This window comes from Limnohabitans sp. DM1 (assembly GCF_001269385.1).
In the GTDB taxonomy this organism is placed as follows: Bacteria; Pseudomonadota; Gammaproteobacteria; order Burkholderiales; family Burkholderiaceae_C; genus Limnohabitans_A.
The window spans coordinates 1-26,412 of record NZ_CXOO01000005.1 but is presented as its reverse complement, the minus strand read 5'-3'; the positions used below and the strand labels follow the sequence as shown (position 1 = coordinate 26,412).

At 61.8% G+C, this 26,412-nt stretch carries 22 protein-coding genes; 5 read left to right on the top strand and 17 right to left on the bottom strand.

Annotated features, from left to right (window positions below):
* Both AMM33_RS01130 and AMM33_RS01125 read left to right on the top strand, forming a co-directional pair.
* A complete protein-coding gene (locus AMM33_RS01130) occupies positions 1-1,257 on the top strand; it encodes a phenylacetate--CoA ligase family protein (protein WP_090138043.1) in 1,257 nt (418 codons plus the stop codon).
* A gap of 152 nt (positions 1,258-1,409) precedes the next feature.
* Positions 1,410-2,396 carry a tripartite tricarboxylate transporter substrate-binding protein gene (locus tag AMM33_RS01125; protein WP_090138041.1) on the top strand — a complete coding sequence of 329 codons (987 nt, stop codon included), beginning with the start codon at positions 1,410-1,412 and terminating at the stop codon, positions 2,394-2,396.
* A gap of 71 nt (positions 2,397-2,467) precedes the next feature.
* Here the strand turns inward: AMM33_RS01125 and AMM33_RS01120 are convergent, their stop codons facing one another.
* The 6 genes from AMM33_RS01120 to AMM33_RS01095 all read right to left on the bottom strand — a co-directional run bounded on the left by AMM33_RS01120 (position 2,468) and on the right by AMM33_RS01095 (position 7,581).
* Positions 2,468-2,896, bottom strand: a complete 429-nt coding sequence (locus AMM33_RS01120) for an ExbD/TolR family protein (protein ID WP_090138039.1) — start codon at positions 2,894-2,896, stop codon at positions 2,468-2,470.
* Positions 2,897-2,908: 12 nt separating this feature from the next.
* Complete coding sequence (locus AMM33_RS01115) at positions 2,909-3,325, bottom strand: ExbD/TolR family protein (protein ID WP_090138037.1); 417 nt, start codon at positions 3,323-3,325, stop codon at positions 2,909-2,911.
* Between the two features lie 55 nt (positions 3,326-3,380).
* Positions 3,381-4,229, bottom strand: a complete 849-nt coding sequence (locus tag AMM33_RS01110; RefSeq protein WP_228767885.1) for a MotA/TolQ/ExbB proton channel family protein — start codon at positions 4,227-4,229, stop codon at positions 3,381-3,383.
* Between the two features lie 62 nt (positions 4,230-4,291).
* Entirely contained in the window at positions 4,292-4,957 is a 666-nt protein-coding gene (locus AMM33_RS01105; RefSeq protein ID WP_090138035.1) for an energy transducer TonB, read from the bottom strand.
* 129 nt (positions 4,958-5,086) lie between these two features.
* Positions 5,087-5,509 (bottom strand): hypothetical protein, encoded by a 423-nt coding sequence (locus tag AMM33_RS01100; RefSeq protein WP_090138033.1) that lies wholly within the window; start codon positions 5,507-5,509, stop codon positions 5,087-5,089.
* Positions 5,506-7,581, bottom strand: a complete 2,076-nt coding sequence (locus tag AMM33_RS01095; RefSeq protein WP_090138060.1) for an ATP-dependent helicase — start codon at positions 7,579-7,581, stop codon at positions 5,506-5,508. Before AMM33_RS01095 ends, AMM33_RS01100 begins: the two co-directional genes overlap by 4 nt.
* 176 nt (positions 7,582-7,757) lie before the next feature.
* On the opposite strand from AMM33_RS01095, the gene AMM33_RS01090 reads away from it, so the two are divergent.
* Positions 7,758-8,726 carry an AEC family transporter gene (locus AMM33_RS01090; RefSeq protein WP_090138031.1) on the top strand — a complete coding sequence of 323 codons (969 nt, stop codon included), beginning with the start codon at positions 7,758-7,760 and terminating at the stop codon, positions 8,724-8,726.
* A 119-nt stretch (positions 8,727-8,845) separates the two neighbouring features.
* On the opposite strand, the gene priA is transcribed toward AMM33_RS01090, so the two are convergent.
* The 3 genes from priA to AMM33_RS01075 all read right to left on the bottom strand — a co-directional run bounded on the left by priA (position 8,846) and on the right by AMM33_RS01075 (position 15,017).
* Positions 8,846-10,948 (bottom strand): replication restart helicase PriA, encoded by a 2,103-nt coding sequence (gene priA / locus AMM33_RS01085; RefSeq protein WP_194945158.1) that lies wholly within the window; start codon positions 10,946-10,948, stop codon positions 8,846-8,848.
* A gap of 376 nt (positions 10,949-11,324) precedes the next feature.
* A complete protein-coding gene (gene hemE, locus AMM33_RS01080) occupies positions 11,325-12,440 on the bottom strand; it encodes a uroporphyrinogen decarboxylase (protein WP_090138029.1) in 1,116 nt (371 codons plus the stop codon).
* Between the two features lie 309 nt (positions 12,441-12,749).
* Positions 12,750-15,017 carry a protein-disulfide reductase DsbD family protein gene (locus AMM33_RS01075; protein ID WP_369802380.1) on the bottom strand — a complete coding sequence of 756 codons (2,268 nt, stop codon included), beginning with the start codon at positions 15,015-15,017 and terminating at the stop codon, positions 12,750-12,752.
* Between the two features lie 207 nt (positions 15,018-15,224).
* On the opposite strand from AMM33_RS01075, the gene AMM33_RS01070 reads away from it, so the two are divergent.
* Positions 15,225-16,064: a creatininase family protein gene (locus AMM33_RS01070; RefSeq protein ID WP_090138054.1), complete on the top strand. Its 840-nt coding sequence runs from the start codon at positions 15,225-15,227 to the stop codon at positions 16,062-16,064.
* A gap of 11 nt (positions 16,065-16,075) precedes the next feature.
* Here the strand turns inward: AMM33_RS01070 and AMM33_RS01065 are convergent, their stop codons facing one another.
* The 7 genes from AMM33_RS01065 to AMM33_RS01035 all read right to left on the bottom strand — a co-directional run bounded on the left by AMM33_RS01065 (position 16,076) and on the right by AMM33_RS01035 (position 22,437).
* Positions 16,076-17,239, bottom strand: a complete 1,164-nt coding sequence (locus AMM33_RS01065) for a hypothetical protein (RefSeq protein ID WP_090138028.1) — start codon at positions 17,237-17,239, stop codon at positions 16,076-16,078.
* 112 nt (positions 17,240-17,351) lie between these two features.
* Positions 17,352-18,026 (bottom strand): histidine phosphatase family protein, encoded by a 675-nt coding sequence (locus tag AMM33_RS01060; protein ID WP_090138026.1) that lies wholly within the window; start codon positions 18,024-18,026, stop codon positions 17,352-17,354.
* 49 nt (positions 18,027-18,075) lie between these two features.
* On the bottom strand, positions 18,076-19,011 hold the full coding sequence (locus AMM33_RS01055) for a PhzF family phenazine biosynthesis protein (RefSeq protein WP_090138024.1): 936 nt from the start codon (positions 19,009-19,011) through the stop codon (positions 18,076-18,078).
* Positions 19,012-19,025: 14 nt separating this feature from the next.
* Positions 19,026-19,640, bottom strand: coding sequence for a glutathione S-transferase family protein (locus AMM33_RS01050; RefSeq protein WP_090138023.1), 615 nt, complete (start codon positions 19,638-19,640; stop codon positions 19,026-19,028).
* 2 nt (positions 19,641-19,642) lie between these two features.
* Positions 19,643-20,836 carry an aminotransferase-like domain-containing protein gene (locus AMM33_RS01045; protein ID WP_090138021.1) on the bottom strand — a complete coding sequence of 398 codons (1,194 nt, stop codon included), beginning with the start codon at positions 20,834-20,836 and terminating at the stop codon, positions 19,643-19,645.
* 46 nt (positions 20,837-20,882) lie between these two features.
* Positions 20,883-21,812 carry a DMT family transporter gene (locus AMM33_RS01040; RefSeq protein ID WP_090138019.1) on the bottom strand — a complete coding sequence of 310 codons (930 nt, stop codon included), beginning with the start codon at positions 21,810-21,812 and terminating at the stop codon, positions 20,883-20,885.
* 7 nt (positions 21,813-21,819) lie between these two features.
* Positions 21,820-22,437, bottom strand: a complete 618-nt coding sequence (locus tag AMM33_RS01035) for a LysE family translocator (RefSeq protein ID WP_090138018.1) — start codon at positions 22,435-22,437, stop codon at positions 21,820-21,822.
* A 124-nt stretch (positions 22,438-22,561) separates the two neighbouring features.
* Between AMM33_RS01035 and AMM33_RS01030 the strand changes: the two genes are divergently transcribed.
* Positions 22,562-23,962, top strand: a complete 1,401-nt coding sequence (locus tag AMM33_RS01030) for an aminotransferase-like domain-containing protein (RefSeq protein WP_194945157.1) — start codon at positions 22,562-22,564, stop codon at positions 23,960-23,962.
* A 9-nt stretch (positions 23,963-23,971) separates the two neighbouring features.
* On the opposite strand, the gene AMM33_RS01025 is transcribed toward AMM33_RS01030, so the two are convergent.
* A complete protein-coding gene (locus AMM33_RS01025) occupies positions 23,972-25,879 on the bottom strand; it encodes an ATP-binding cassette domain-containing protein (RefSeq protein ID WP_090138015.1) in 1,908 nt (635 codons plus the stop codon).
* Positions 25,880-26,412: the final 533 nt, after the last annotated feature.

Below are 26,412 nucleotides of genomic sequence, written 5' to 3'. Positions count from 1 at the left end.
ATGAGCCAGCACTTTGACGCCCTGGAAACCCGCAGCCCTCAAGCGCGTGAAGCCGCCCTGATGGCCACCTTGCCCGCGCAAGTCGCACACGCCAAGGCCCATGCCCCCGCCTTTGCCGACTTGCTGCGCGATGTCGATGCCGCCAGCGTCAACAGCCGGGCCGCTTTGGCAGCCTTGCCGGTGATCCGCAAATACGAATTGCTGGAGCGTCAAAAAGCTGCGCGTGCCGAAGGTGGCAACGTGTTCGGCGGTTTCAGCACCTTGGGTTTTGGCCCAAGCATGACCCGCGTGTTTGCCAGCCCCGGCGCGATTTACGAGCCCGAAGGCACCCGCTCCGATTACTGGCGCATGGCCCGCACCATGTTTGCAGCCGGCTTTCGCCCAGGCGAGTTGATCCACAACTGCTTCAGCTACCACTTCACGCCTGCGGGCTCCATGATGGAAACCGGTGCCCATGCCTTGGGCTGCACCGTGTTCCCGGGCGGCATTGGCCAGACCGAGCAGCAAGTGGGCGCCATGGCCGAGCTGCAGCCTGCGGGCTACATTGGCACGCCCAGTTTTCTGAAAATCATCCTCGAAAAAGCCGCCGAAATGGGTGTGGCCCTGCCCAGCCTGCGCAAGGCACTGGTCTCGGGCGAGGCCTTTCCGCCCAGCCTGCGTGACTGGATGACGGCGCACGGCGTGGACGCCTACCAGTGCTATGCCACGGCCGATGTGGGTCTGATCGCTTACGAAACCGCCTCGCGTGAAGGCCTGGTGCTGGATGAAGGCGTGATCGTCGAGATCGTGCGCCCTGGCACCGGTGACCCGGTGCCCGAGGGCGAGGTGGGCGAGCTGGTCATCACCACGCTCAACCCCGACTACCCGCTGATCCGTTTTGGCACGGGCGACTTGTCGGCCATCCTGCCCGGCACTTGCCCTACCGGCCGCACCGGACAGCGCATCAAGGGCTGGATGGGCCGGGCCGACCAGACCACCAAGATCCGGGGCATGTTTGTGCACCCCGGCCAGGTGGCCGAAATCGTCAAGCGCTTCCCCGAAGTCAACAAAGCGCGTTTGGTGGTCAGTGGCGAGATGGCCAATGACCAAATGGCGCTGCTCGTCGAAACCACCGCCTTGTCCGACGAGTCCTTGAAGGCCCGAGTGTCTGAAGCCGTGCGCGACGTGACCAAGTTGCGTGGCGAGGTGCACTTGGTGGCCGCGGGCAGCCTGGCCAATGATGGCAAGGTGATCGAGGACGCCCGCAGTTACCAGTAAGTCCCCTGTTCAGGCGCCGCAAGTGTGTGGAGTTGGCCGGTGCAATTCCTTAGTGAAATCAAGGTCATCCAAGGGTTGGTTGCTAAGTAGTTTCCGTGATTTCATGACACTCTTGAGGTTTTAAACTGTTAAGTCAATTTCAGGAGTGTTAGATGAAGCAATGGATAGCTCTGGCCACCTTGGCCGCTGTTTCCGCAGGGGCACAAGCCCAAACGTACCCCGGCAACAAGCCCGTGTCCATCGTGGTGCCGTTCACCGCAGGTGGCCCAACAGACCGCGTCGCACGCGACTTGGCTGAAGCCATGCGCAAGCAAATTCCGGGCAGCAATTTTGTGGTCGAAAACGCTGCTGGCGCGGGTGGCACCATTGGTGCCACCAAAGTGGCCAAAGCCGCACCCGATGGTCACACCGTGTTGTTGCACCACATTGGCATGGCTGCGACCCCCGCGCTTTACCGCAAGCTCGGTTACAAAACGCTGGAAGACTTCGAGTTCCTGGGCATGATCAACGACGTGCCTATGACCCTGATTGGCAAGCCCCAGTTGCCCGCCAACACTTACCGCGACTTTGAAAACTACATCCGCGCCAACGCGGGCAAGCTGAACATTGCCCACGCTGGTTTGGGGTCCGCCTCACACATTTGCGGCCTGCTGTGGCAATCTAACCTGCAGTCCAAAGAAGCGATGACCACCATCCCGTTTGGCGGCACAGCCCCCGCCATGACCGCCCTGATCGGCGGCCAGGTCGATGTGATGTGTGACCAGACCACCAACACCACTGGCCAGATTGAAGGCGGTCGTGTCAAGGCTTTTGCAGTCACCACTGCCAAGCCCTTGGCCACTCACCCTGTGCTCAAGTATTACCCCAGCTTGCAAGAGATGGGCATGAAGAACTTCGATCTGACCATTTGGCACGGTTTGTACGCCCCCAAAGGCACGCCCGCAGCGATCACCAAAACGCTGAACGATGCCCTGAAAAAAGCCCTGAAAGATCCTGAATTCATCAAGAAGAACGAAAGCCTAGGCGCTTTGGTGGTGACGGACAAGCGTTCCGACCCCGCTGAGCACAAGAAGTTTGTGGCCGCCGAGATGATCAAGATCAAGGCTGCGGTGGACGCAGCGGGTAAATACGCCGACTGATCTTTGGTCAATTTGCAACCCACAAAAAAGCCGCTTCATGCGGCTTTTTTGTTGTGCGTGGATTGTGCCTGTCAGTTCGCAAACTGCTCAGACCCAACGATTCCCAGCTTGGTCAGCCCGATGCGCTGTGCGTTGGCCATCACTGCGGCAGTTGCTTCGTATTTCGCCTTGGCGTGTGAGCGGATGTGCAGCTCCGGTTGAGGTTGCTGCGCGGCTGCTTCAGTCAACTTGGCTTGCAGTTCTGCACGACTGGTCAAAGGTTTTCCGTTCCAGTGGATCACGCTGCCTGCGTCTACATCGATCTTGATCACCACTGGGTCGGCCTTCTTGGGCGCATTCGTGGGCACCGGCATGTCGAGATTCACCGAGTGCAGCTGCGCCGGGATGGTGATGATCAGCATGATCAGCAGCACCAGCATCACGTCAATCAGCGGCGTGGTGTTCATGTCGATCATGACTTCCGGCTCGTCGCTGGAACTCGTTCCTACCTTTATTGCCATGTCTTGCTCCTGTCAATGGCCAGACGGCTCGGTGATGAAGCCCACCTTGGTGATGCCTGCGCGTTGCACCGCATACATCACACGGCCCACCGACTCAAAATCACTTTGTCCATCGCCACGGATCTGCACCTCGGGTTGAGGCTTCATGGCCGAGAACTTCTTCATGCGTTCGAGCAAGTCCCTGCTGTTCTTGATCTTGGTGTCATACAGGTAGATCCCCCCTGCCTTGTCCACCGAGATGATCACGTTCTCGGGCTTGGACTCGCGCACTACGTTCTTTTCTTTGGGCAAGTCCACCTTGATCGAGGTGGTCACCACAGGGATCGTGATCAAAAAGATGATGAGCAGCACCAACATCACGTCCACCAGTGGGGTGGTGTTGATGGTGCCGATGATCTCGTCATCGGCTTCTCCTACGTTCATGGCCATGTTGGCTTCTCCTGAGATCGCTTTGGCGGTGCTGCCACCGCCAAAGCGATGGGAATTACTTCTTGGCCGAGCCGAGCAGCACAGCGTGCAAGTCAGCGCCAAAGGCGTTGACTTGCTCCATCACGGCTTTGTTGCGACGCACCAGCCAGTTGTAGCCCAGCACCGCAGGCACCGCCACCGCCAGGCCAATGGCCGTCATGATCAGCGCCTCGCCCACGGGGCCAGCGACCTTGTCAATGGACGCCTGACCGGACATGCCGATCTTGACCAAGGCATGGTAGATGCCCCACACGGTGCCAAACAAACCCACAAACGGGGCCGTGGAGCCCACGGTGGCCAGCACGGCCAGACCGTCTTGCATGCGGCTTTGCACGTTGGCCATGGCGCGCTGGATGCTCATGGTGACCCACTCATTGAAGTCCACAGCGCCCAGCAAACCGGTGTGCTTGGAGGCGCCTTCCAGGCCCTTTTCTGCAATGAAGCGAAACGCCGAGTCTGCTGCCAGGGTGTCTTTGCCCTGGGCCACGGTGTTTGCGCTCCAGAAGGTTTCTTTGGCGGCAGCGGCTTGTTTGTTGAGTTTGGATTGCTCAGCCAGTTTGGTGAAGATGACGTACCAAGAGGCCATGCTCATGAGCACCAGGATCAGCAGTGTGCCTTTGGCCACAAAGTCGCCCTGAGCCCACAAGGCGGCCAGGCCGTAGGGGTTTTCTTCGGTCACGTATTCCGTTGGGGTGATGGGCGGCACGGTAGAGGCCGAAGTCGCAGCCATTTCGGGCTGTGCTGTGCTTGCAGCCGGGGTGGCAGCAGGTGCCTCTTGGGGTTTGGCGGCCAGGCTCAGATCGGCCGTCAGCACACTGGACAAGAGGCCAGCGCACCAGAGAAATTGTTTGAGTCGTTTGAACATGTTGCGTTGCTCCTCGGGAATATGTATGGACAAGTGATAGGGCTGGGACCTTGGGGGACGGGTCACTCCAGCCGCCAGGTGTATTTCATGCTGGCCCAGGCCTGCTCGGGCTTGCCGTCCACGGTGGCTGGTTTGAAAGCGCACTTGGACAAGCCTGCACGCGCAGCTTCATCCAGGCGCTTGAAGCCCGAAGATTTTTCAATTTCCGATTGCACCACTTTGCCGTCGACCCCCACCAGAAAGCGCAGGCTCACAGTGCCTTCTTCTTCCATGCGGCGCGAGGCGCTGGGGTAATCGGGCTTTTCGCAGTTGGCCGCATTGACCACAGCCGACGTGCGCACAGCTTCTGCCTTGACGGCGGGCGCACTCGGTGCCGGTGGTGCTGGCGGCTGGGGTGTGGCCGACACGGCGGCAATCGCGTTGGCCGCAGGCGCGGCATTGACCAGGGGCACATCTACAGGCGGCACATAGGCCTGCGGTGTAGGCGGGGGCAAATTTTTGGGCGGCGCTGCCGGTGCAGGCGTTGGTGGGGGCGGCGGTGGCGGAGGAAGGTCCGGCTTGGTTTCTTCCAGCAAAATGGCTTGTACAGGCGCTTTGATTGTCTTCACAAATGACTGGGCCAAGCCTGAATTGATGGCCCAAAACAGCAACAAGTGCAGCACCAACACCAGTCCCAGACCCAGCAGGTGCTTGGTGGGCTGTCTTTGCCGACTGGCGTAATCGTCCATGGTCAGGGGTCTCCGGGGGGCATCTGCAAGCGCCAATGGCGCGGAAAACAAAATTGTAGTGATACGCGCATGCCCACTTTCCGGTTGCAAGGCGCTCAAGCTGCGTGCAACTGGGAGATGGTGCTGTTTTCAACGCGGCTGGTTGCGCCGCATGACAAAAGGTGTGGTTTGGCCTTGTGCCGTTTGGCGTTGACCGGACAGGCTCTGGCCGCAGCTGCCTGCATGGACCGTGCCCAGCCAGGTGGCCGAGATGTGCTGGCCGTCCTGTGATTCTTCGAGGGTGAAGTCGCCATCGTCCAGATCGGCCACCACGGGCAAGCGTTGGCTGCCGGTGTTGATTTCGCCGCGCAAGCTGCCTGTGTGTTCAGGGTGTGGCCCCAACTGCAAAAACCAGATGCGCGGCTGCCCTGTGACCTGAGCCGTCCATTGCCCGTGCAGTTGCTCGGCTTGCAGGGCGCGTGGTTCGGGGCAAGGGGGTGCCGCCAGGCTGGTGCCTGCGCAAAAAAGTGCCCCCAGGATGGCGCTGAATTTGAGGGTCTGGAACAGGGTCATGGCTTGGCTTCGGCGGCCGCATCGGCGGCCCGTTTGGCAAATTCGGCGCGCAGGGCCTTGAGCTTTTCACGGGGGTCTTCGCGCACGGTGTTTTCATCGAGCCGCATTTCGGCAATGAAGCGGCTGGGCAGGGCGGCCACCATTTCCCGGCCTTTTTTGCGCCGCTTGGTCCAGCTCACGGCCAGGCTGCGCTGGGCGCGGGTGATGCCCACGTACATCAGGCGGCGCTCTTCCTGCAGGCGCAGCAAGATGCCCTCTTGGCTGGCCCCATCGGTGGTGTCGTCGTCGCCCAGCTTAAAAGGCAGCAGGCCCTCGTTCACGCCCACCAGCGTCACATGCGGCCATTCCAGGCCTTTGGAAGCGTGCAGGGTCGAGAGCGTGACCACGTTCTGGTCTTTCTCGCGTTCGCTCAGGGTGGAAATCAGTGAGATGGTCTGCGCCACCTCCAGCAGATTTTTGGTTTCGGTGGCGTCAGTCCCTGTGGCGTCTTCGATCTCGCCGCCGCAACGCCCGGCCATCCAGTCGCAAAACTCCAGTACGTTGGTCCAGCGGGCCGAGGCCACTTTTTCGTTCTCTTCGCCGTCGTACAGGTGCTGCTCGTAACCGATTTCTTTGAGCCACTCCAGCAAAAATGCCAGAGCATCCGTTTTGCCCAAAGTGTGGCGGGCGCGGTGCTCCAGGTCGTTGATGTAGCGGCCAAACTCGTGCAAACCGTCCAGCGCGCGGGCATTCACCGCGCTGGGCAGGCTGCCTGCAAATAGGGCCTCAAACAAGCTCAGTTTGTATTGCGTGGCAAAAGTGCCCAGTTGGCCCAGCGTCTGGTGGCCAATGCCGCGCTTGGGGCTGGTGATGGAACGCAAAAACGCCGGATCGTCGTCGTTGTTGATCCACAGGCGAAACCAGGCGCACAGGTCCTTGATCTCGGCTTTGTCAAAAAAGCTCTGCCCGCCCGACACCTTGTAAGGAATGTTGGCGCGGCGCAGCGCTTGCTCAAACGGCCGGGCCATGTGGTTGGCGCGGTAGAGGATGGCAAAGTCCTTGAACTCGCGGTGCTTGGACGGGTTGACCTGGCCGCCGCGAATCGACTGGATGCGGGCAATGGCCCGGTCGGCTTCGTGTTCTTCGTTCACCGCATCGATCAGGCGCACGGGCTCGCCCTCACCCAACTCCGAAAACAGGGTTTTGGGGAACAGCTTGGGGTTGGGCTGGATCACGTTGTTGGCGGCGCGCAAGATGGCGCTGGTGGAGCGGTAGTTCTGCTCCAGCTTGATGACTTTCAGATTCGGAAAGTCCACGGGCAGGCGTTTGAGGTTGTCGAGCGTCGCGCCGCGCCAGCCGTAGATCGACTGGTCGTCGTCGCCCACCGCCGTGAAACGGGCCCGCTCGCCCACCAGGTGTTTCAGCACCTCGTACTGCGTGGCGTTGGTGTCTTGGTATTCGTCCACCAGCACATGGCCCATCTTGGCCTGCCAGCGCTCCCGCACTTCGGGGTAGTCGGCCAGCAACTTGAGGGGCATGCCGATCAGGTCGTCAAAGTCCACGCTTTGGTAAGCGGTCAACCGCTCTTCGTACAGCGCCATGATGCGAGCGATCACCCGGGCGTTGTCGTCAGGCGCTTGAGCTGCGGCCTGCTCGGCGTTCAGCCCCATGTTTTTCCAGAGGCTGATGGTCCACTGCCACTGCCGTGCGGTGGCCGCGTCGGTGGTGCCGCCGCAGTCTTTGAGGATGCTGGTCACATCGTCCGCATCCATGATGCTGAACTGCGGTTTCAGGCCCAGCACATGGCCGTCTTCGCGCATGATGCGCACGCCCAGGGCGTGGAAAGTGCAGACCGTCACGTCTTTGGCCGGGCGACCAATCAGCTCCTTGGCCCGCTCGCGCATCTCGGCAGCGGCCTTGTTGGTGAAGGTGATGGCGGCAATGCGCTTGGGCTCCAGCCCGGCTTCGATCAGGCGACCGATCTTGTGCGTGATCACCCGCGTCTTGCCCGAACCCGCCCCGGCCAGCACCAGGCAAGGGCCAGAGACGTAGTTCACGGCTTCGAGTTGGGCTTTGTTGAGTCCGGCAGACATGGGGTGGTGGGTGTTCGGGGCAAAGCGGGCCATCATAGCGGGCTTGAGCTGGGCTATCGTCTTGGATGAGCCATGACCGGATGCCGATGGCCTGTGTGGTTTGCGCTGGCCCAGCTTGTCCGCGCTGCGACTGCGGGTGTCCAGGCTGCCTACTGGTTTACCCCGACAATCGGGGCATGCTTGAAATATTGCGCGTCACCTTCCCCTTTTTCGCCCTGGTCTTGTGCGGCTACGCGGCGGCCCGGCTGCGGCTCTTGCCCCTGGAGGCCATTCCTGGCCTGAATGGCTTTGTGCTGTTTTTTGCACTGCCTTGCATGTTGTTCCGCTTTGGGGCCGACACGCCGATTGCCCAGTTGCTCGATGCCGGGGTGTTTTTCACGTATTTGTTGTGCGCCTTGGTGATCGTGGCGTTCAGCATTGCCATCAGCTTGAATGCACGCATTCGCTGGAACGACGCGTCTTTGGGGGCCTTGGTGGCGGCCTTTCCCAATACCGGCTTCATGGGCGTGCCCTTGTTGGTGGCATTGCTCGGGGCGCAGGCGGTGGGTCCGGCCATTGTGACCATCGTGGTGGACCTGGTGATCACTTCGTCGCTGTGCGTGGCTTTGTCGCGTATGGATGCAGCAGGTGAGCATGGTGCGGCGGTGGCCGCCCGCAAGGCGCTGACCGGGGTGCTGCGCAACCCCATGCCCTGGGCCATCAGCCTGGGCGCGGCGTTTTCATTCTGGAACCTGGAATTGATCGGTCCGGTGAACAAAACCGTGAGCCTGCTGGCCGATGCAGCCTCGCCCGTGGCGCTGTTCACCATCGGTGCGGTGCTGGCCCGATCGCAAATGCTGGCGCACGAGCGCCCGGATGGCACTTTGCGCATGGCCGATTACCTGCCGGTTGCCCTGATCAAGCTGGTGTTGCACCCGGTGCTGGTGTTGCTGGTGGGCTTGACGGCCATTCAGTGGGGCGTGCCGATCGAGCCCTTTGCCCTGCAGGTGATGGTGTTGGTGGCCGCGCTGCCCAGCGCCAGCAATGTGTCGCTGCTGGCCGAGCGCCTGGGAGCTGACAACGGGCGCATCGCCCGCATCATTTTGGTCACCACAGCGGTGGCTTTCTTGACCTTTTCAGGCGCGGTGGCTTTGCTCAGGCCTTGAGGGCCCCGTGAATGATGTCGGACTCTAGCGAGTGCCGACCTACGGGATGAGGCGCTTGTGTAGGTCGTTACTCGCAGAGTCCGACGTTGTGAGCGCCCGAAAACGACCGTTTGCTCGCATCAAATCGCCTGCGGGTCCACGTCCACCAGCCAGCGGATCACGCCCTTGTGTTCAGGGTCGCTGCGCAACTGGTGCAGCACGCCGTGCAGGTGCAAGAGCACTTTTTGCAGGGCCATGCGGTGGGGGCTTTCGAGCAGCATCTGGGCGCGTTCCACATCGGCCACGCGCTGCATGCTCATGGGCACGGCGGGGTACAGGCTCACTTGCATCACCAGCTCGGCCGTGGCGGGGTCGGCGCTGAGTTGGGCTTCCAGGGTTTCGCGCGCGGCGTTCAGCAGGCCTTGGGCCACGTCCTGGCTGCGGGCGTCGGCGCGCAGCAGCGCCTGGTGGCTGATGGGGGGCAGGTCGGCGGCGATGCGCTCGGTCAGCTCGCTTTGCGCAAAGGCGGGGTAATCGTGCTTTTTGAGGGCTTCAAACAGCGGATGCGTGGGGTGAAAGGTTTGCACCCACATTTCGCTGCTGGCGCTTTGGCGGGCGTCGCGTCCGGCCCGGCCTGCGGCCTGCATGAGCAGGGCAAACAGCCGTTCCGGCGCCCGAAAGTCGCTGGAAAACAGCGCCGTGTCCGGATTGATGGCGGCCACCAGCGTGATGCGCCTGAAATCGTGCCCCTTGGCAATCATTTGCGTGCCGACCAAGATGTCCACCTCGCCCGAATGCACCTGGGCCAGCTGGCTTTCGAGTGCGCCCTTGAGGCGCGTGGTGTCGGCGTCGATGCGGGCAATGCGGATGGGCGTGCCGTCAGGTCGCACAACGTGCGCCAGCAGCTCACCCAAATGTTCTTCAAGCTGTTCAGTGCCGCGGCCAATCGGGGCGATGTCGGCATTGCCGCATGCCGGGCAGGCCCGGGGCACGCGTTCGGTCATGCCGCAGTGGTGGCAGCGCAGCGTGCGGTCAATTTTGTGGAACACACGAAAGGCGCTGCAATGTTTGCACTCGCTTTTCCAGCCGCAATCGGCGCAGTGCAGCACCGGGGCGTAGCCGCGCCGGTTGAGCAGCAGCATGCATTGCTCGCCGCGCTCCACGCGTTCTTGCAGGGCAGCTAACAGCGGGGCTGAGAGCACGGCTTTTTTGGCCTGGTGGTTCATGTCCACGCGGCGCACCTTGGGCAGAAGGCCGGTGCCAATGCGCGAGGGCATGTGCAGGCGCAGGTAGCGCCCACCCTCTGCTGCGGGGCGGCTGTGGTGCCAGCTTTCCAGTGACGGTGTGGCCGAGGCCAGCAGCACCTGGGCGTTTTGCAGCTTGCCCCGGTACACCGCCAGATCGCGGGCCGAATAGCGGGCACCTTCTTGTTGCTTGTAGCTGGGGTCGTGTTCTTCGTCCACCACGATGAGCCTCAGATGCGGCATGGACGCAAAAATGGCCATGCGCGTGCCCAACACGATGCGGGCGTGGCCTGCATGCGCGGCCAGCCAGCCCTTGAGGCGCTGGGCGGGCGTCATGCCGCTGTGCATGGAGACCACGGCCTCGGCGCCAAAGCGTGCTTGCACACGCTCTTCAAGCTGGGGCGTGAGGTTGATCTCGGGCACCATGAGCAGTGCCTGGGCTTGCGGGTCGGCTTGCAGCATGCGCGCCACGGCCTGCAAATACACCTCGGTCTTGCCGCTGCCAGTGCTGCCAAACAGCAAAAAGGGGCCGGGTGCCGACGTCATTTGGGCCAAAACCGCCTGCTGTTCCTCAGACAGGGCGGGGCCGGTTTGGGTAAGGACCGTGCGGTCGCTCTTTTGTTTTTTCAGGCGTCGGGCCAGTTGCTCGGAACTCAGCTCACGCAGCTGGGGGGGCAGGGCGGACAAAGCCACTTCGCCCAGCGAGCGCTGGTAATACTGGGCCGAAAACTGCACCAATTGCCGCCAGGCGCTGTCCAGTGGGGGCAGGCCTTCGAGCGTGCCTGTGACATCGCGCACCGATTTGGCAGGCATGTCGGCTGGGGCGCTGTCTGAGACGGCCCAGACCACGCCAAGCACCTCGCGCTGGCCCAGGGGCACGCGCACCAGTTGACCGGCTTGCACCTCAAAGAGGCAACGGTAACTCAGCAGCCCTGCTATCTGGCTGTGTGCCGGGGTCTGGATGGCGACGTCGATCCAGTAGTGCTTGCTCACATCCATGTCAGGGTTTTCAGTCAATCGGGGTGTATATCGGTCAGAAAAATTCTGGGAAACGGGTGTAAGTCCTTGATTTCAAAGTGCTTTGACAATGATCCAGAAAATCTGTGGATAACTTTGTTGAAAACTCCCCCGAGATGGCCGCAAAGCCTTAGAAATCAAGCCTTTCGCTACATTGCCCATCTCTTGGGCAGTTAAAAAAACATCAATGAAATCAATGGCTTACGAAATATGAGGTGTAGAGCCCAGGTGAAATATGGATAGGGATTGTCATTCTGGCGGTTTATTCAATTTGTGCATAAGTCAAGCGCTGGCGAGCCATTATTTTCTTGAAATCGCAGCCAGAACGCTTGTTTTGTATGCTAGTTGCAGCTTGATTTCAGCTTCGGGTTCGCAAATGTCTTGAATGGCTGTGCACCGCCTCCACCAGCGCCGTCACATGCTCGGGCGGGGTGTATTGGCTGATGCCGTGGCCCAGGTTGAAGATGTGGGTGGGGCCGGTGGTGCTGCGGTCGGTGTGCGGCGTGCCAAAGCTGTCCAGTACCCGGTGCACCTCGGTCGCGATCTGTGCAGGCGGCGCAAACAGGATGTTCGGGTCGATGTTGCCTTGCAGCGCCTTGCCGGGGCCGCCCACTTGGCCGCCCACGAGGGCCCGGGCGCGACCCAGGTTCATGGTCCAGTCCAGGCCCAGCACGTCGCAGTTGAGGTCCGCCATCTCGGGCAGCCACAGGCCCCCGCCTTTGGTGAAGACGATGCTGGGGATGCGTTGGCCGTTGTGCTCGGTCTTCAATTGTGAGAGGACACGTGCCGTGTAGGCCAGGCTGAACTGCTGGAACGCGCCATCGGCCAGCACGCCGCCCCAACTGTCAAACACCATGACGGCTTGGGCACCGGCTTCGATTTGCGTGTTCAGGTACAGGGCCACGGCATCGGCGTTGATTTCCAGAATGCGGTGCATCAAATCCGGGCGGCTGTACATCAGGGTCTTCACATGGCGGTAGTCGTCAGAGCCCGCGCCTTCCACCATGTAGCACGCCAGCGTCCAGGGGCTGCCGGAAAAGCCGATCAAAGGCACGCGGCCATTGAGCGCTTTGCGGATGGATGTGACGGCATCGAACACATAGCGCAGCTTGTTCATGTCGGGCACGGCCAACTCGGCCACGGCGGCTTCGTCGCGCACATTCTTGGCAAAGCGCGGGCCTTCGCCCTGAGCAAACGACAAGCCCAGGCCCATGGCGTCAGGCACCGTGAGGATGTCGCTGAACAAGATGGAGGCGTCGAGCGGGTAACGCTCCAGCGGCTGGAGCGTGACTTCGGTGGCGTAGTCGACGTTGGTGGCCAGGCCCATGAAGCTGCCGGCCTTGGCGCGGGTGGCGCAGTACTCGGGCAAATAGCGCCCGGCCTGGCGCATGAGCCAGACGGGGGTGTGGTCGGTGGCTTGGCGCAGGCAGGCGCGCAAGAAGCTGTCGTTTTGGAGGGGGGCAAATGAGCTCATGCCCTGATTGTCGCAGCCAGTCAGGGGCTGCTTGGAGCCCGAGGTGACCTTCTGGTGCGGACCTCATGGTGGTTGATAGGGTTCCGGCCCTGTGAAGTTTGCAGGGTGACTTCAATCTTGTACTTTGTGGGCGCTAGCCCTGCTGGCGATCAGCATCTTGTGGACCGCAGGCTTTTCGCTTGGCTGGCAAGCTCCCACAAAATCCTCCCAACGGGCAACACACGGCTCAGACTCGTAGGTCGGTGGCAACAGAGCCGACATGGGGTCTGTGCCAGTGCCCTAGGGCTGAGAGGAGAAAAATTCTCCCTTTTACAGAGAAGACAGGGCCGCTTGAACCTCAGCCACAGAGGGTAGCTCCGACAAGAGCACGGGCGCACGTCCCGGCGCGTACAAGGCATAAACCGGCACGCCGCTGCGGCCCAGTGCCGTGAGCGCCTGCGTGATGGCCCGGTCGCGCCGTGTCCAGTCGGCCCGCATCAGCACCACTTGCCTCGCCGCAAAGTCGGCCAATACGCGGCCATCGGCCAGCGTGGTTTTCTTGTTGTATTGGCAGGTCACGCACCATGCGGCGGTGAAATCCACAAACACCGGGCGGCCTGCGGCCAGTTGGGCTTGAACGGCAGCTTCAGACCAAGGCTGCCAAGTGGAAGCGTTGGCCCTGGACAAGGTGCCGGGTGCGGTTTGGCTGGTGCCTAGGGGGCTGGCGCTGGCCATCGGCTCAGCAGGCGCTTCACGCAAAGCCAGTGGCAACCAACTGCTGCCCAGCCACAGCAAGGCGGCCAGGGCCAGGCCACTCAAAACCCAACGCGTGCGGCCGCTCAAGCTCAGAGCCCACACCAGCCAAGCGACCGTGAGCAGCAAGGTCAGCAGGCCGCTCGCCCCGTCGATGCCGGTTTGTTGGCCCAGCACCCACAACAACCAAATGACGGTGGCAAACATCGGAAATGCCATGGCTTGGCGGAAAGTTGCCATCCAGGCCCCGGGGCGCGGCAGGGCGCGTGCGATGCCCGGCCACCAGCTGGCCGCCAGATAAGGCAAAGCCATGCCCACGCCCATGGCGGCAAACACCAGCAGCGCTTGCCACACGGGCAGCGCAATGGCCAGGCCCAAAGATGCCCCCATGAAGGGTGCGGTGCAGGGCGAGGCCACAGCCACGGCCAGCACGCCCGACAAACCGGCGTTCACCGTGGGGTGGCGGCTTTGCAGCGTGGCCAGGCTGCTGGGCAGCATCTGCCCAAATTCAAAAACGCCCGCCAAGTTCAGGCCCAGCAAGGTGAACAAGAGCGCCAGACCCGCCACCACCGGGGGCGACTGCAATTGAAAACCCCAGCCCAATTGCTCGCCCGCAGCCCGCAAGGCCAGCATCAGGCCGCCCAGCAACATGAACGACAGCACCACGCCCACGGTGTAGGCCATGCCCGCCGCGCGGTGTTGGGCTTGCGAGGTGTCGGCTTGCGCAAAACCCATGACTTTGATCGCCAGCACCGGGAACACGCAGGGCATGAGGTTGAGCAAAAAACCGCCGACCAAGGCCCCCAAAACAGCCAGTGTCAGGCCCAGAGCGGTGGTGCTGGAGGCTGTTGGTTTTTGTGCGGCGCTGGCGTTCTCGGCCAGCGCCTTGGCCAATGCGGGCGAAATCTCAGCGGGCGCGGTTTGGGCCAGCGCGGACCAAGTGCCTTGCACAGGCGTATCGATTTCAAAAGCAGGCGCTTTCGGTGCGGACTCCGGCCCGGCTGCGATCACCCAGCGCATCGTTGTCGGGCTGTCGCCACGTTCTTCAGACACCGGAATCTGGGCGCTCCAGACCGCGCCTTGCCAGTTTTGCGTCCAGTCTTGGCCCTGCACGGCCGCGTTGTGCACCACGTTGGGGGTGACCGGGAAGGCGCTCAAGGTCTGGCCACGCCAGGCCGCAGGCAGGCCATGTACGCGCAGACTGATCTGCTTGGCGTCAGCGGACAAGGTGGCTTGGCCGCCCGTGATCCAGGTGCCGCCTTGTTGCAGCTGTGCCATGGGCTTGGGACTGAGCTTTTGGGCCGATTCAAACGCAGCCGCGTCGGTTTTTTGTGGCGCGGCAGAGCTCAGCTTCAAGCTGAAGCGGCCTTCTTGCGGGATGCATTCCTGGCGGCACACCAACCATTCGGCTTGCAAGCCAAGGGTCAATGGCCCACCGTCTGGAAAGCGGAAGTCAGCCCCCACCGTCACGGGCACGGTCAGCATTAAGCGGTTTTCGTAACCATAGTTGGCAAGGGTGCCGATGGGGATTTTTTTGGGCAGCGGCCAGGCGATGTCCCCCGCTTGCAAGCCGGCAGGCAACTGCCATTGCAGTCGCGTGGGTAGGCCCGAGTCGCCGGGGTTTTGCCAATAGGTGTGCCAATGCGGCTGGTGCTCGATCTGCAGGCCCAACCAAAATGTTTGCCCGGCGCGAATGCCCTCGGGGGCGTGCACCAGCAATTCGGCCCGCACTTGGTCGGTCTTGACCACGTTGGCAGCGCTTGCCAGTAAGGCGCTGGTGGCGGGCAAGTTGGAAGGGGCATTTTTGCTGGAAAAGAGCGAGCCCGTTTGTGCCCCGCTGGGCAGGGGCCACGCAGCCAATAGGCACACCAAGGCGATCAAAGCGACCCAGCCCTGCACCTTCCATTTGGGCAAAGCGGTGGCCTGGCCACGAAAAAACACGGAAACTTGCACGCCAATCCTTCGTTTGACCCCTGATCGATCGGGCGGGGTGCCCCGGCATCACAGTGCGAAAGGCACTGTACACGCCCGGGCTCCATTAAGATGCCCCACATGCAAAACCCTTCGCGTTTTTGGGCCGACTGGACCACCCTCGATTTTCAGGCCTTAAAGCCAGGCCGGGCCATCGATCGGGCCATCGCCATCTTGCCCGTGGCGGCGACCGAACAACATGGCCCGCACCTGCCGCTGTCAGTAGACACCGATTTGGTCAACGGCGTGGTGGCAGCTTGCCTGCCGCACTTGCCTGCCGACTTGCCCGCTTTGTTTTTGCCCACCCAAACGGTGGGTCTGAGCCCTGAGCATGCGCGTTTTGCGGGCACCCTGACGCTCAAGGCCGAGACCGTGATCCGCCTGTGGACAGACGTTGGCGAGTCGGTGGCAGCCAGTGGCGTGAAGAAGCTGGTGCTGCTCAACGCCCATGGTGGGCAGGTCAGTGTGATGGACATCGTGGCGCGGGATTTGCGGGCCCGGCTGGGCATGCTGGTCTACAGCGTGAGCTGGTTCAATTTGCCGCTGCGCGACGCGCAAGGCGGGGACGTGAATGCGCTGTTCCCGCCCGAAGAGCACCGCTTTGGTGTGCATGCGGGTGACACCGAAACCTCGATGATGCTGGCGCTGCGCCCCGAGCGCGTGCGCATGGATTTGGCGCAAAATTTCCGCTCCACCTCGCAAGACCGCGCTGAGCGGTTTGAAATTCTGGGCAACGGCAAAAGCGCCAAGCTGGGCTGGCAAATGCAGGACTACAACCGCCACGGCGCGGCGGGCAATGCATTGGCCGCCACCGCCGAGAAAGGCCACGCTTTGCTGGACGCTTCTGGCCGGGCACTGGCGCAGTTGTTGGGTGAAATTGACCGTTTACCGCTCGACACCCTGAGCGACTCGGTGGGCTGAAACCGTCCGGTTTAGAAGCTGGGCAGCACCAACTCGCAGTGCCCGCGGCTCACGCTTTTGGGGTATTCGCGGGTGGTGTCGATGCAGCCGCCTTCGGCATAAACGCCTTGCGGGTCGCGCATGCGCAGCATGCGGTCGAGCACTTGTGCTCGGGTTTCTGGGTGAGCTTGGGTTTGGGCGACCAGCGCTTCAACCACCGTTTCGTCCATTTGCAACTTGCCTTGTGCGTCGGTGTAAGCGCCGTCTTTCCAGTGAAAGATCTCGATGGCCTTGGACTCGAGCGTGTAGGGAGTGTCGCGCTTCCAGAAGTTGCTGAACAAGCCGCCGCCCATATAGAGGACCCAAGAGCCTTCGTAGCCAGTGACGTCGGAGGAGCGCTCATCCGGGTTGCGAAACCACAAACGGTCGCCCGGCACATAAAAGCGCCCCGGTAAGGGTGCTTCCATGCTGCCGTATTCGACCAGATAGACATCATGGAATTGGCCCGATCGCACCGCGTGGACTTGGTTGAGGCTTTGCAACTGGGCCAGCAGTTCGGGGTTTTCGGATTGGAGCTCTTGCGCGATGCCCAACAAAATCACGTACTCGGTCGCCCGGTAACAAGAAAAGTCGTAGAGCTTGCCCGTGGCATCGGGTTGGGTGGCCGCGGTCAGCGCCTCGACCAGGCAGCGACCCGGCTGCAAAATGAAACCCGCGTCGTCGCCCCCGTCTTGCCAAAAGGCTTGTGGGCGCTCGGCCGCATCGGTTTTGAAGGCCAAGGCGGTTTTTCGGGCGTCCAAGGCCATATTGCGCCGCACCCGGATGTGCGAGGTCAGCGAGTCGAGGCTGGCAAACTGAAAGCGGTGGGGGGAACCCAGCAAGGCCACCCAGATTTCGCGCTCCAAGGCCCAAGCTTCGTCCGTTTGAGAGGTGTGGCCCAGTTTGTCGTGCAAGGCCAAGGTGTCGTGGCCCGGCATGCACCGTGCTCTGAAGTCGGGCCGCAGCGTGCAGATCAGGGCCACTTGTGTGTCTTGCAAGGGCAGGGTCAAGGTTTGAACCGCTGAGGCCAGTGCCCACTCATCCAACAAAGTCGTCAACTCGCGGGCAAGCCGGTCGGCATCGGCGGCTTGCAGGGTGGTGAGCTGGATGCCGCCCTCAGATGACTTGAGGGCCAACCAAGCGGTTGAACTGTTCATGGTTCAATTTTGCCCTTAAATCGAAAGGGTTTTGCCTAGGGAATGTACCTGTGCGGCTTGAACGTGTCCTCGACATTGGCTGGGGCATCAGGGTCCAGGCCAAGCCTTCGTTTCAGGCGAAGGTGACCCAGTCCTTGTGCGCGTCGCTGTCCAGGTGGGGCAGGGTGTTGTAGGTCAGCAGCATGTGGCGCTTGGGGGTGAACACGAATTCGGTGAGCGCCGTGTTGCGGATGCGCAGGTTCAGCTCGATGGAGGTCTCGGGCGGGGTGCCCAACACGCGACCCACGGCAGTCGAGATGGGGCCGCCGCTCGAGACAATCATCACGTCTCCGGTGTGTGACTGCCGCACATGGTCGAGGGCTGCTTCGATGCCGCCCACAAATTCGGCATAACTGGGCATGTCACGCGGCTGGGTGCGTCCGGCCATCCAGGCCTGCAAGGCGTCGCGCAGCAGGCGAAAGTGGTGGCGGTACAGCTCGGGCGTGTCGGGCTTGGCCAGCGGCTCAGGGTGGATGGACTCGATCAGCGCGTGGCTGTCGTATTCGTTCAGGCCTGGCCACACCGCAGGGGTGTGGGGCAGGCCCGCGCCTTCGGCAATGCCTTCCCAAGTTTGGCGGTGGCGCTTCAGGCTGCCCATCATCACGGCCTCGATGGGTTTGTCCTGCAGTTTCGGCCGCAGGTATTCACCCAAGCGCACGGCCTGCTGGCGGCCCAACGGGCTGAGTTGATCGTAGTCATCGGCCCCGAAAGAGGCTTGTCCGTGGCGGACCAGATAGAGGGTTCCCATGGGCTGCGATTGTGCGCAGCTTGCGAGTTTTCGCCTGTCGCTGGGGTGATCAGAGGGTGACGGTGCCCTGGATGCAGCCGACCACATCGCCGCCCACCCAGACCTGGCCTTGTGCGTCTTTGGAGAGGAACACTTGGCCCGCACGGCCGAGCGCCGTGCCTTGGCGGGCGCTGTAGCGGCCCGGCATGTGGCCCTCGGCCATCAGCCACTGGGCCAGCGACGCGTTCAAGCTGCCGGTGACCGGGTCTTCGGCGATGCCCACCGGGGCGGCAAAGGCGCGCACTTCCAGATCGGTCGGGTCGTTGGTCATGCGGGTAGACGGCGCAAAGGCGCGGGCCTCGCGGTTGGCGCGGCGGATCAGGCTGCCTGCCAAGCTGTTGGCGTTGGCCTCGCGTTTGGCCGCCACGCCAACCTTGGTGTTCAGGCGTTTGAGCGCCGCGTGGTCAGGTTCCAGCGCGAGCAGGCCGTCCACCGAGTCGATCAAAATGCCCAGCCAGTGCGGGCCGTTGTTCAGGTCTTGCGAGGCCAGCACTTCATCAGCCTGCAGGCCCAAAGCTGCCAGCACATCGGCCAGCAGCGCTGGCGCTGGGGTCTGGCGCTGCAAGGGCGGCGCAGCAAAAGCCCAGCGGCCGTCGACCGATTTCAGGCTGACCAGACCGACGCCACATTCCTGCACCAGTTGGCCACTTTGACGGGGCTGGCCACCGGCCTTCAACCAAGCGTGGGCGGTGCCCAACGTCGGGTGGCCCGCAAACGGCAGCTCAGCGCCGGGCGTGAAGATGCGCACCCGGTAATCGGCGCCGCCCGCAGCCCCTTCGGGTGTGGGCGGTAGCACAAAGGTGGTCTCACTCAGCTGTGTCCAGCGGGCGAAGGCCTGCATTTGCGCGTCACTCAGGCCCTCGCCGTCGAGCACCACGGCCAGCGGGTTGCCCAGAAAGGCCGTGTCGGTGAAGACGTCGACTTGTTGGAAGGCGCGGTTTTTCATGGCAGAAAAGTCTTTCAGGACAAAGGTAAATCCAATACACCCAATGCGCCCGGATGCTGGCGCATCTGTGCGTACCAGCGTTCCAAATGTGGCCAATGGGGACGGCTTTGCGGCAGGCCCCACCAGCGGTGCACTTCGCACGCGATGGGCAGGTCGGCCATGCTCATCTGCTCGCCTGCAATGAAAGCTTGCTTTTGAAGCTGTTGATTGAGCAAATCCAACAAGGGTTCTGTGGCCGCGACCGATTGGGCAATCAGGTCATGATTGCGTTGGGATTCGGGCGTTCGAATCCATTGCACGAAGGCAGGCCCGCTGGCGCGATTGAGGCTGGTCTGCTGCCAGTCCATCCATTGCTCTGCCGTGCAGCGGGTCTGCAAGTTCGAAGGGTAGAGCTGGTTTTCCCGTGCGCACAGGTAGCGCACGATCACGTTGGACTCCCACAGTGTGTAGGCACCATCTTGGATGGTGGGCACCATGGCATTGGGGTTGAGCCTCAAATAGTCTGGTGTGTGGACCACACCAAAACTCAAACCGGCGTCAACACGCTGAAACGGGATGTTCAGCATTTGTGCGCAAAGCACAACTTTTCGCACATTGATCGAGCTGATGCGCCCCCAAATTTTGAGCATGCTTATTGGCCGGACAAGGATTCCCGAATGGCTGCTGCCAATGCGCTCATGCCGGTGTTGATTTGGTCCACCGTGGCGGTCACAAAGGACAGGCGCAGGGTACTTTCATCGGCATCTCCGGCGTAAAAAGCCGAGCCGGGGACAAAGGCCACGCCTTTTTCGATCGCCTTGGCCAACAACGGAATCGCTTTGAGTCCCTTGGGCAGCTGCACCCACAAGAACATGCCGCCTACCGGGCGGTTCCAGCTCAGACCCAGGCCCGCCATTTCGCGGTCGAGTGCGGCCAGCATGGCTTCACACTGCTGTTTGTACAGGGCGCGGATGGTGGGCACATGGCGCTCGATGAAGCCATCTTTGAGCACTTCAGCGACCACGCGCTGGTTGAAGCTGGGCGTGTGCAGGTCGGCCGCTTGCTTGGCTTGCAGCAGTTTGGGGTAGAGCGCTGGGGGCGCGACCAAATAACCCAAACGCAGGCCAGGGGCCAGGATTTTGGAGAACGAGCCCAGGTACACGCTGCCTTCGGGATGGCGCGAACTGAGGGACGGCGCGGGCGGCGTGTCAAACCAGAGGTCGCCATAAGGGTTGTCTTCGATGATCGGCAAGCCGGTGTCGATGGCCACCTGCGCCACGGCGGCGCGGCGCTCTTCGGTCATGGTGCGGCCGGTGGGGTTCTGAAAGTTGGGCAGCAGGTACACAAAGCGGGCTTTGTCAGCGCCCGTGCCCACTTTGGCGCGCAGGTCTGCTGCGTCCACACCATGGTCGTCGCTGTCCACACCCACGGCCACAGGCTCCATCGGAGTGAAGGCCTGCAGTGCGCCCAGGTAGGTGGGGGTCTCGACCAAGATGCGGCTGCCCGCGTCGATCAGTATCTTGGCCACCAGGTCCAGGCCTTGCTGGCTGCCGGTGGTGATCAGCACCTGGTCGGGGCTGACTTTCATGCCCTGCTTGAGCAGGTCTTGCGCCACCCATTCGCGCAGCGGCGCATAGCCTTCACTGGCGGCGTATTGCAAGGCGGCTTTGCCGTCATCCCGCAGCACGCGCTCGCTGGCTTCGCGCATGGCGTCGATCGGGAAGGTCAGCGGCGAGGGCAAGCCGCCCGCAAAGCTGATGATGCCGGGTTTTTCGGTGACCTTGAGGATCTCGCGGATCACCGAGGGGTTCATTTTTTCGGCGCGTTGGGCCATTTGCCATTGCATGTTTTGCTCCTCAATTTTTTGTTCAGTTGGATTGTCAATTGGTTATTCAATTGGCTTTGGGGGTGTTGGCCATGCGCCGCCCCATGAAAACCGTGGCCACCACCAGCAGGGCAAAACCCAGGGTCATGGCATCCAGTGATTCTCCCAGCAAAGGCACGGCCGCCAGAATGGTGATGAAAGGTTGCAGCAATTGCAGCTGACTCACGCGCAGAGGGCCGCCCAGCGACAGGCCGCGAAACCAGGCAAAAAACCCCGCCCACATGGAGAACACGCCCACATACAGCAGGGCCAGCCACGAGAGAGGCGCTATGGTTTGCTCGGGCCAGGTGAGCCAGGCTCCGGGCAGCGTGATGGGCAAGGCCATGACACACACCCAGCTGATGACTTTCTCTGCCCCCAGGCTGGCCGTGACTTTGGCCCCGGCGACATAACCCAGCGAGCCGGCCACCACCGCACCCACCAACAGGGTGTCGGCCCAGGTCAGGCCAAAGCCCTGCGCCACATCATTGGCCATTTGTGCTGCGCGCAGCAGGCTGTAGACCGCCACCAAGGCGCTGCCTAAAGCGGCAAACACCCAAAACCCCAAGCGTGCGCGTTGGTGCATGAGCCAGGCGGCGGCTGCCGCCGTGGCCAGCGGCATCAGCGAGGTGATGACCGCCGCATGACTGGCCGTGACGTGGCGCAGCGCCCAGCCCAGCAGCAAGGGGTAACCGATCACGTTGCCCGCCAGCGACAAATACAAAGGCCCGCGCTGCTCAGCCAAAGGCCATGGCGCCCGCACGGCCAACAGGTAAATGGCCGACAGCCCGCCTGCCAGCGCGGCCCGCGCCCAAGTCACAAACCAGGGCGACATTTGCGGCGCGTCCACCGTGCCTGTGGCCAGGCGCGTCATGGGCAAGGTGAGCGCAAAAACGAACACGCCCAAAAGCCCCAGCCAAAGGCCCAGGTTCTCGCGGTGTTGAGGGGTGTTGTTCATGTGGGCATCAAGCTGCGCTTTGGCGCAAGCCGTTCAGAATCCACAAGGCTGTGGCCACCAGCGCCAACGACATGCAGCGGTTGAACATCAGCAAGCGGCGGCCGTGCGCCAGCCAATGCCGGAGCATCGAGCCGGCCACCGCGTAGGTCAGGTTGCTGAAAAAGCCATAGGCCACCATGATGGGCAGCAGCACCAGCGTGCGGGCCGTGGCGTCTTCGCGCCCGGCCACCCAGCCTGCCACGATGGCGAGCGCCAGCATCCAGGCCTTGATGTTGAGGAACTGCAGGCCCACGCCTTGTACAAAGCCCACCTGCAGCTTGGCGCTGTCGGCCTGCTGCAAACTGCCGCTTTGCCACAAACGCGAGGCCAGCCACAGCAAATAACCGGTGCCCAGCGTCACGATGCCCCAGCGCAAGGGCGGAAAAGCCACCACCAAACCGCCCAAGCCCGTGGCGCACAGCACGAACAAAATGCCCCAGCCCACCGGCACCGCACACACAAAGCGCATGGCCCGGCGCAGGCCGTGGTTGGCGGCCATGGCTGTCGATAGCGTGGTGTTGGGCCCGGGTGTGAAGCTGCTCACGGTGGCAAGCACCAGCAGGGCGCTGAGTTCTGAAGGGGTCATGGGTATGAATGTAGGGCTGAAATGAGTACAGTATCGGTACAGTTTAAAGGTTCATTTAGTGAACTGTACTGCCCAATCGGGCGACACACTTTTCCCATTCATTTGACGCCATCAGCCCATGTCCTTGCTCAGCCGCGCTTCCAGCCAACCCCTGACTGACCAGCTTGCGCAGCGCTTTGTGACGCGCATGCGGGACCAGTTGCTGGTCTCTGGTGCGCGTTTGCCTTCGGTGCGGCAATGCGCGCAGATGCATGGCGTGAGTGCGTCCACCGTGGTGGCCGCTTACGACTGGCTGGTGGCACAAGGCTGGGTCGAGGCGCGCCCCAATCGGGGTTTTTTTGTGCGCGATCGGGTGCAACGCACGGCCGTCCCCGCTGCTGGGCGTGCATTACCCAGCCCGCCGCCCGTGAATGCCGCGAGCTTGATCCGGGGCATGTTCCATCAGCCCAGTGCCGTGCCACAGCCTGGCATGGGTGTTTTTCCGCCCGAATGGCTGGACGCCGACTTTTTGTCAGCGGCTTTGCGCAAGGTGGTGGCCAGCCCGGCTTTGCGCGAGTCGTCTTTGCGCTATGGCGAGCCGCAAGGAGACACCGGATTGCGGGACATCTTGTCGTCCAAGCTGGACAGTATCGGCTTGCAAGCGGCGCCGGAGCAATTGATCACCACGGTGGGGGCTACCCATGCGCTGGACATCATCAGCCGGACCTTGCTGCGACCGGGCGATTGCGTGATGGTGGAAGAGCCGGGCTGGGCCATCGAGTTTGCGCGCTTGCAAAACCTGGGCGTTCGCATCCTGCCTGTGCCGCGTCTGGAAACGGGTCCTGATTTGGAGGTGGTGGAGTGGTATGCCCAAATGCATGCGCCCAAGATGATGGTCAGCGTGTCTGTCTTGCACAACCCCACAGGTTATGGCTTGTCGTTGCCCGTAGCGCACCAGCTGGTGAATTTGGCACACCGTTACAACTTCCATGTGGTCGAAGACGACACCTATGGGCACATGGCCCCGGCACATGCGGTGCGCTTGTCGGTCCTCGATGGCTTGCGAAAAACCATTTACGTCAGCGGTTACGCCAAAATTCTCGCGCCGAGCTGGCGGGTGGGTTACCTGGCCGCTCCGGTGGATTTGAAGGACGCATTTTTGGACACCAAGCTCCTGTCCACGCTGACGACGCCGGTGCTGTTTGAAAAGGCGCTGGCGCTTTGCCTGGAACAAGGTGCTATTCGGCGGCATACCGATCGCTTGTCACAACTGTTGGACGCCGCCCGCAGCCGCAGTGTGAAGCTGGCGCTGGCGCACGCTTGCCAATTTGTGGCACCGCCGCAGGGTCTGTTTGGCTGGGTCGATGTGGGCGTAGACACCGATGCGCTGGCGCTGCGTATGCACGACGCCGGGTACCTGTTGGCGCCCGGGTCGTTGTTCCATGCCGATCGCCGCCCCGGCTCGTTCATGCGGGTGAACTTTGCCAGCACGCAAGATGAACTGTTTTGGCGGATCTTGGCCAAGACCCGCGCCGACATGTTGTGAGGGCAGGGGTCAGCGGGCCGACAGCACTTCCCAGCGCTCCATGGCGGCCAACAGCACGTCGTCAATCTCGGCATCCCGCTTGAACAGTTGCTGAGCCAAGCCCGGGTCGCGTTGGTAAATGCTGCCGTCCGCCAGTTGCGCACGGGCTGCGGCTTGCTCTTTTTCCAGCGCTTCGATTTTGGCGGGCAGCTCGGCCAGCTCGCGCTGCTCTTTGTAGCTGAGCTTGCTGCGGGCAGCGGCGGCCGGAGCGGCAGCCGTTGTGTCAGGCGCTACCGTGACCGCTGGCGTTGAGCCACTGCGCTGAGCGGCCTGGGCCCGAATGGCCTGAGCGCGTTGTGATTGCACCAGCCAGTCCTGGACCGAACCCTCGTATTCACGCCACAGGCCCGGTTGGTCCGGGGCGCTTTCGCAGGCGATGATGCCGGTGACCACGTTGTCCATGAAGGCGCGGTCGTGGCTGACCAGGAACACCGTGCCTTCATAAGTCTGCAGCAGCTCTTCCAGCAACTCCAGGGTTTCGATGTCCAGGTCGTTGGTGGGTTCGTCCAGCACCAATACGTTGGCGGGGCGGGCAAACAACCGCGCCAGCAGCAAGCGGTTGCGCTCGCCCCCTGACAGGGAGCGCACGGGCGAGGTACCGCGTGCGGGCGAGAACAAAAAGTCGCCGAGGTAGCTTTTGACGTGCTGGCGCTTGTTGCCAATCTCGATCCATTCGCTGCCGGGGCTGATGAAGTCTTCCAGCGTCGCGTCCAGGTCCAGTGCGTCGCGCATCTGGTCAAAGTAGGCCACTTCCATCTTGGTGCCGCGACGCACTTCGCCGCTGTCGGCTTCGAGCTCGCCCAGAATCAGTTTGAGCAAGGTGGTCTTTCCCGCGCCGTTGGGGCCCAGCAGGCCGATTTTGTCGCCGCGCAGCAAGGTGCCGGTGAATTTCTGGATGATGGTGCGCACCGAGCCGTCTGGCTGGGGGAAGCTCTTGCTCACGTCCGTCAACTCGGCTACCAGCTTGCCGCTGGGCACGCCCGAGGCGACTTCCATTTTCACGTTGCCTACTTTTTCACGGCGGGCGGCGCGTTCACTGCGCAGGTTTTGCAGGCGCGTGATGCGGCTTTGGCTGCGGGTGCGACGCGCTTCCACACCTTTGCGAATCCACACCTCCTCTTGAGCGAGCAGCTTGTCGGCTTTGGCCTGAATCACGGCTTCTTGCGCGAGCTGCTCTTCCTTTTGAACCTGGTAAGCGGCATAGTTGCCCGGATAAGGACGCAGCTTGCCCCGATCCAGCTCGACAATCCGCGTGGCGATGCGGTCCAGAAACGCCCGGTCGTGCGTGATGGCGATCACGCTGCCCTTGAAGTCAATTAGCAGGTCCTCCAGCCAGGTGATGGCGTTCAGGTCTAGGTGGTTGGTGGGTTCATCTAATAAGAGCACATCAGGACGGGTCACCAAAGCCTGGGCCAAGGCCACCCGCTTGCGCATACCGCCAGACAGCGATTGCACAATGGCGTTCGGGTCCAGCTTCAGGCGTTGCAGGGTTTCCTCCAGGCGTTGCTCCCAGCCCCAGCCGTCGCGCGATTCGATCAGCCCTTGCAGGGTGTCCAGATCTCCCCGGCTGTGGGTGTAGTCGTCGATCCACTGCACCACTTCGGCCAGGCCTTCACGAACCGACTCAAAAATGGTGTGCTCGGGGACCAACACGGGTTCTTGCGCCACGTAGGCGATGCGAACGCCTTGTTGTATGTGCAGCGCGCCGTCATCTGGGCGTTCCATCCCGGCCAAAATTTTGAGCAGAGACGATTTGCCTGTGCCGTTGCGACCGATCAAGCCGATGCGCTCAGATGTCTCCAGGGAGAAGTCTGCGTGATCGAGGAGTGCCACATGGCCAAAAGCCAGAGAAGCGTTCAATAGAGTGAGTAAAGCCATGGGCCCATTATCCGGGTGGGACCAGCAAAAAATGCTCTACGAAGACAAAAAACCCACCAGGGTGGAAAAATCTGTGCCATAATTGAGGGCTTCGCTGCACACAAGTGAGGTTTTCGAAAGAAGCCAAACAAGAACAGCGAGGAGGTTTGCGAAACGATCTTGTTGATCAAGAAAATTTTCAAAAACTTGATGCGGCGATAAAAGCTGTGTCATAATACAAGGCTTCGCTGATCGAAGCGAGGTAAACGAAGTGGCTCTAAGCTGCTTGGGTTCTTTAAAAATATACAGCCGATAAGCGTGGGCGTTTGATGGTGATTGCCAAGTTCTTCGGAACTTAGCTTTAATTAGCTAACAAACGCTCATGAAGTAAAAAAGATGTGGATATCAGAGATGATGTTCGCGTCGATTCCAATTTATGAGTTGGTCGAAAGACCGAAAAAAATCAAGATCGAACTATAGAGTTTGATCCTGGCTCAGATTGACCGCTGGCGGAATAGAGCGGAAGAGCACGTCAAAACTCAAGCCCAACAGTT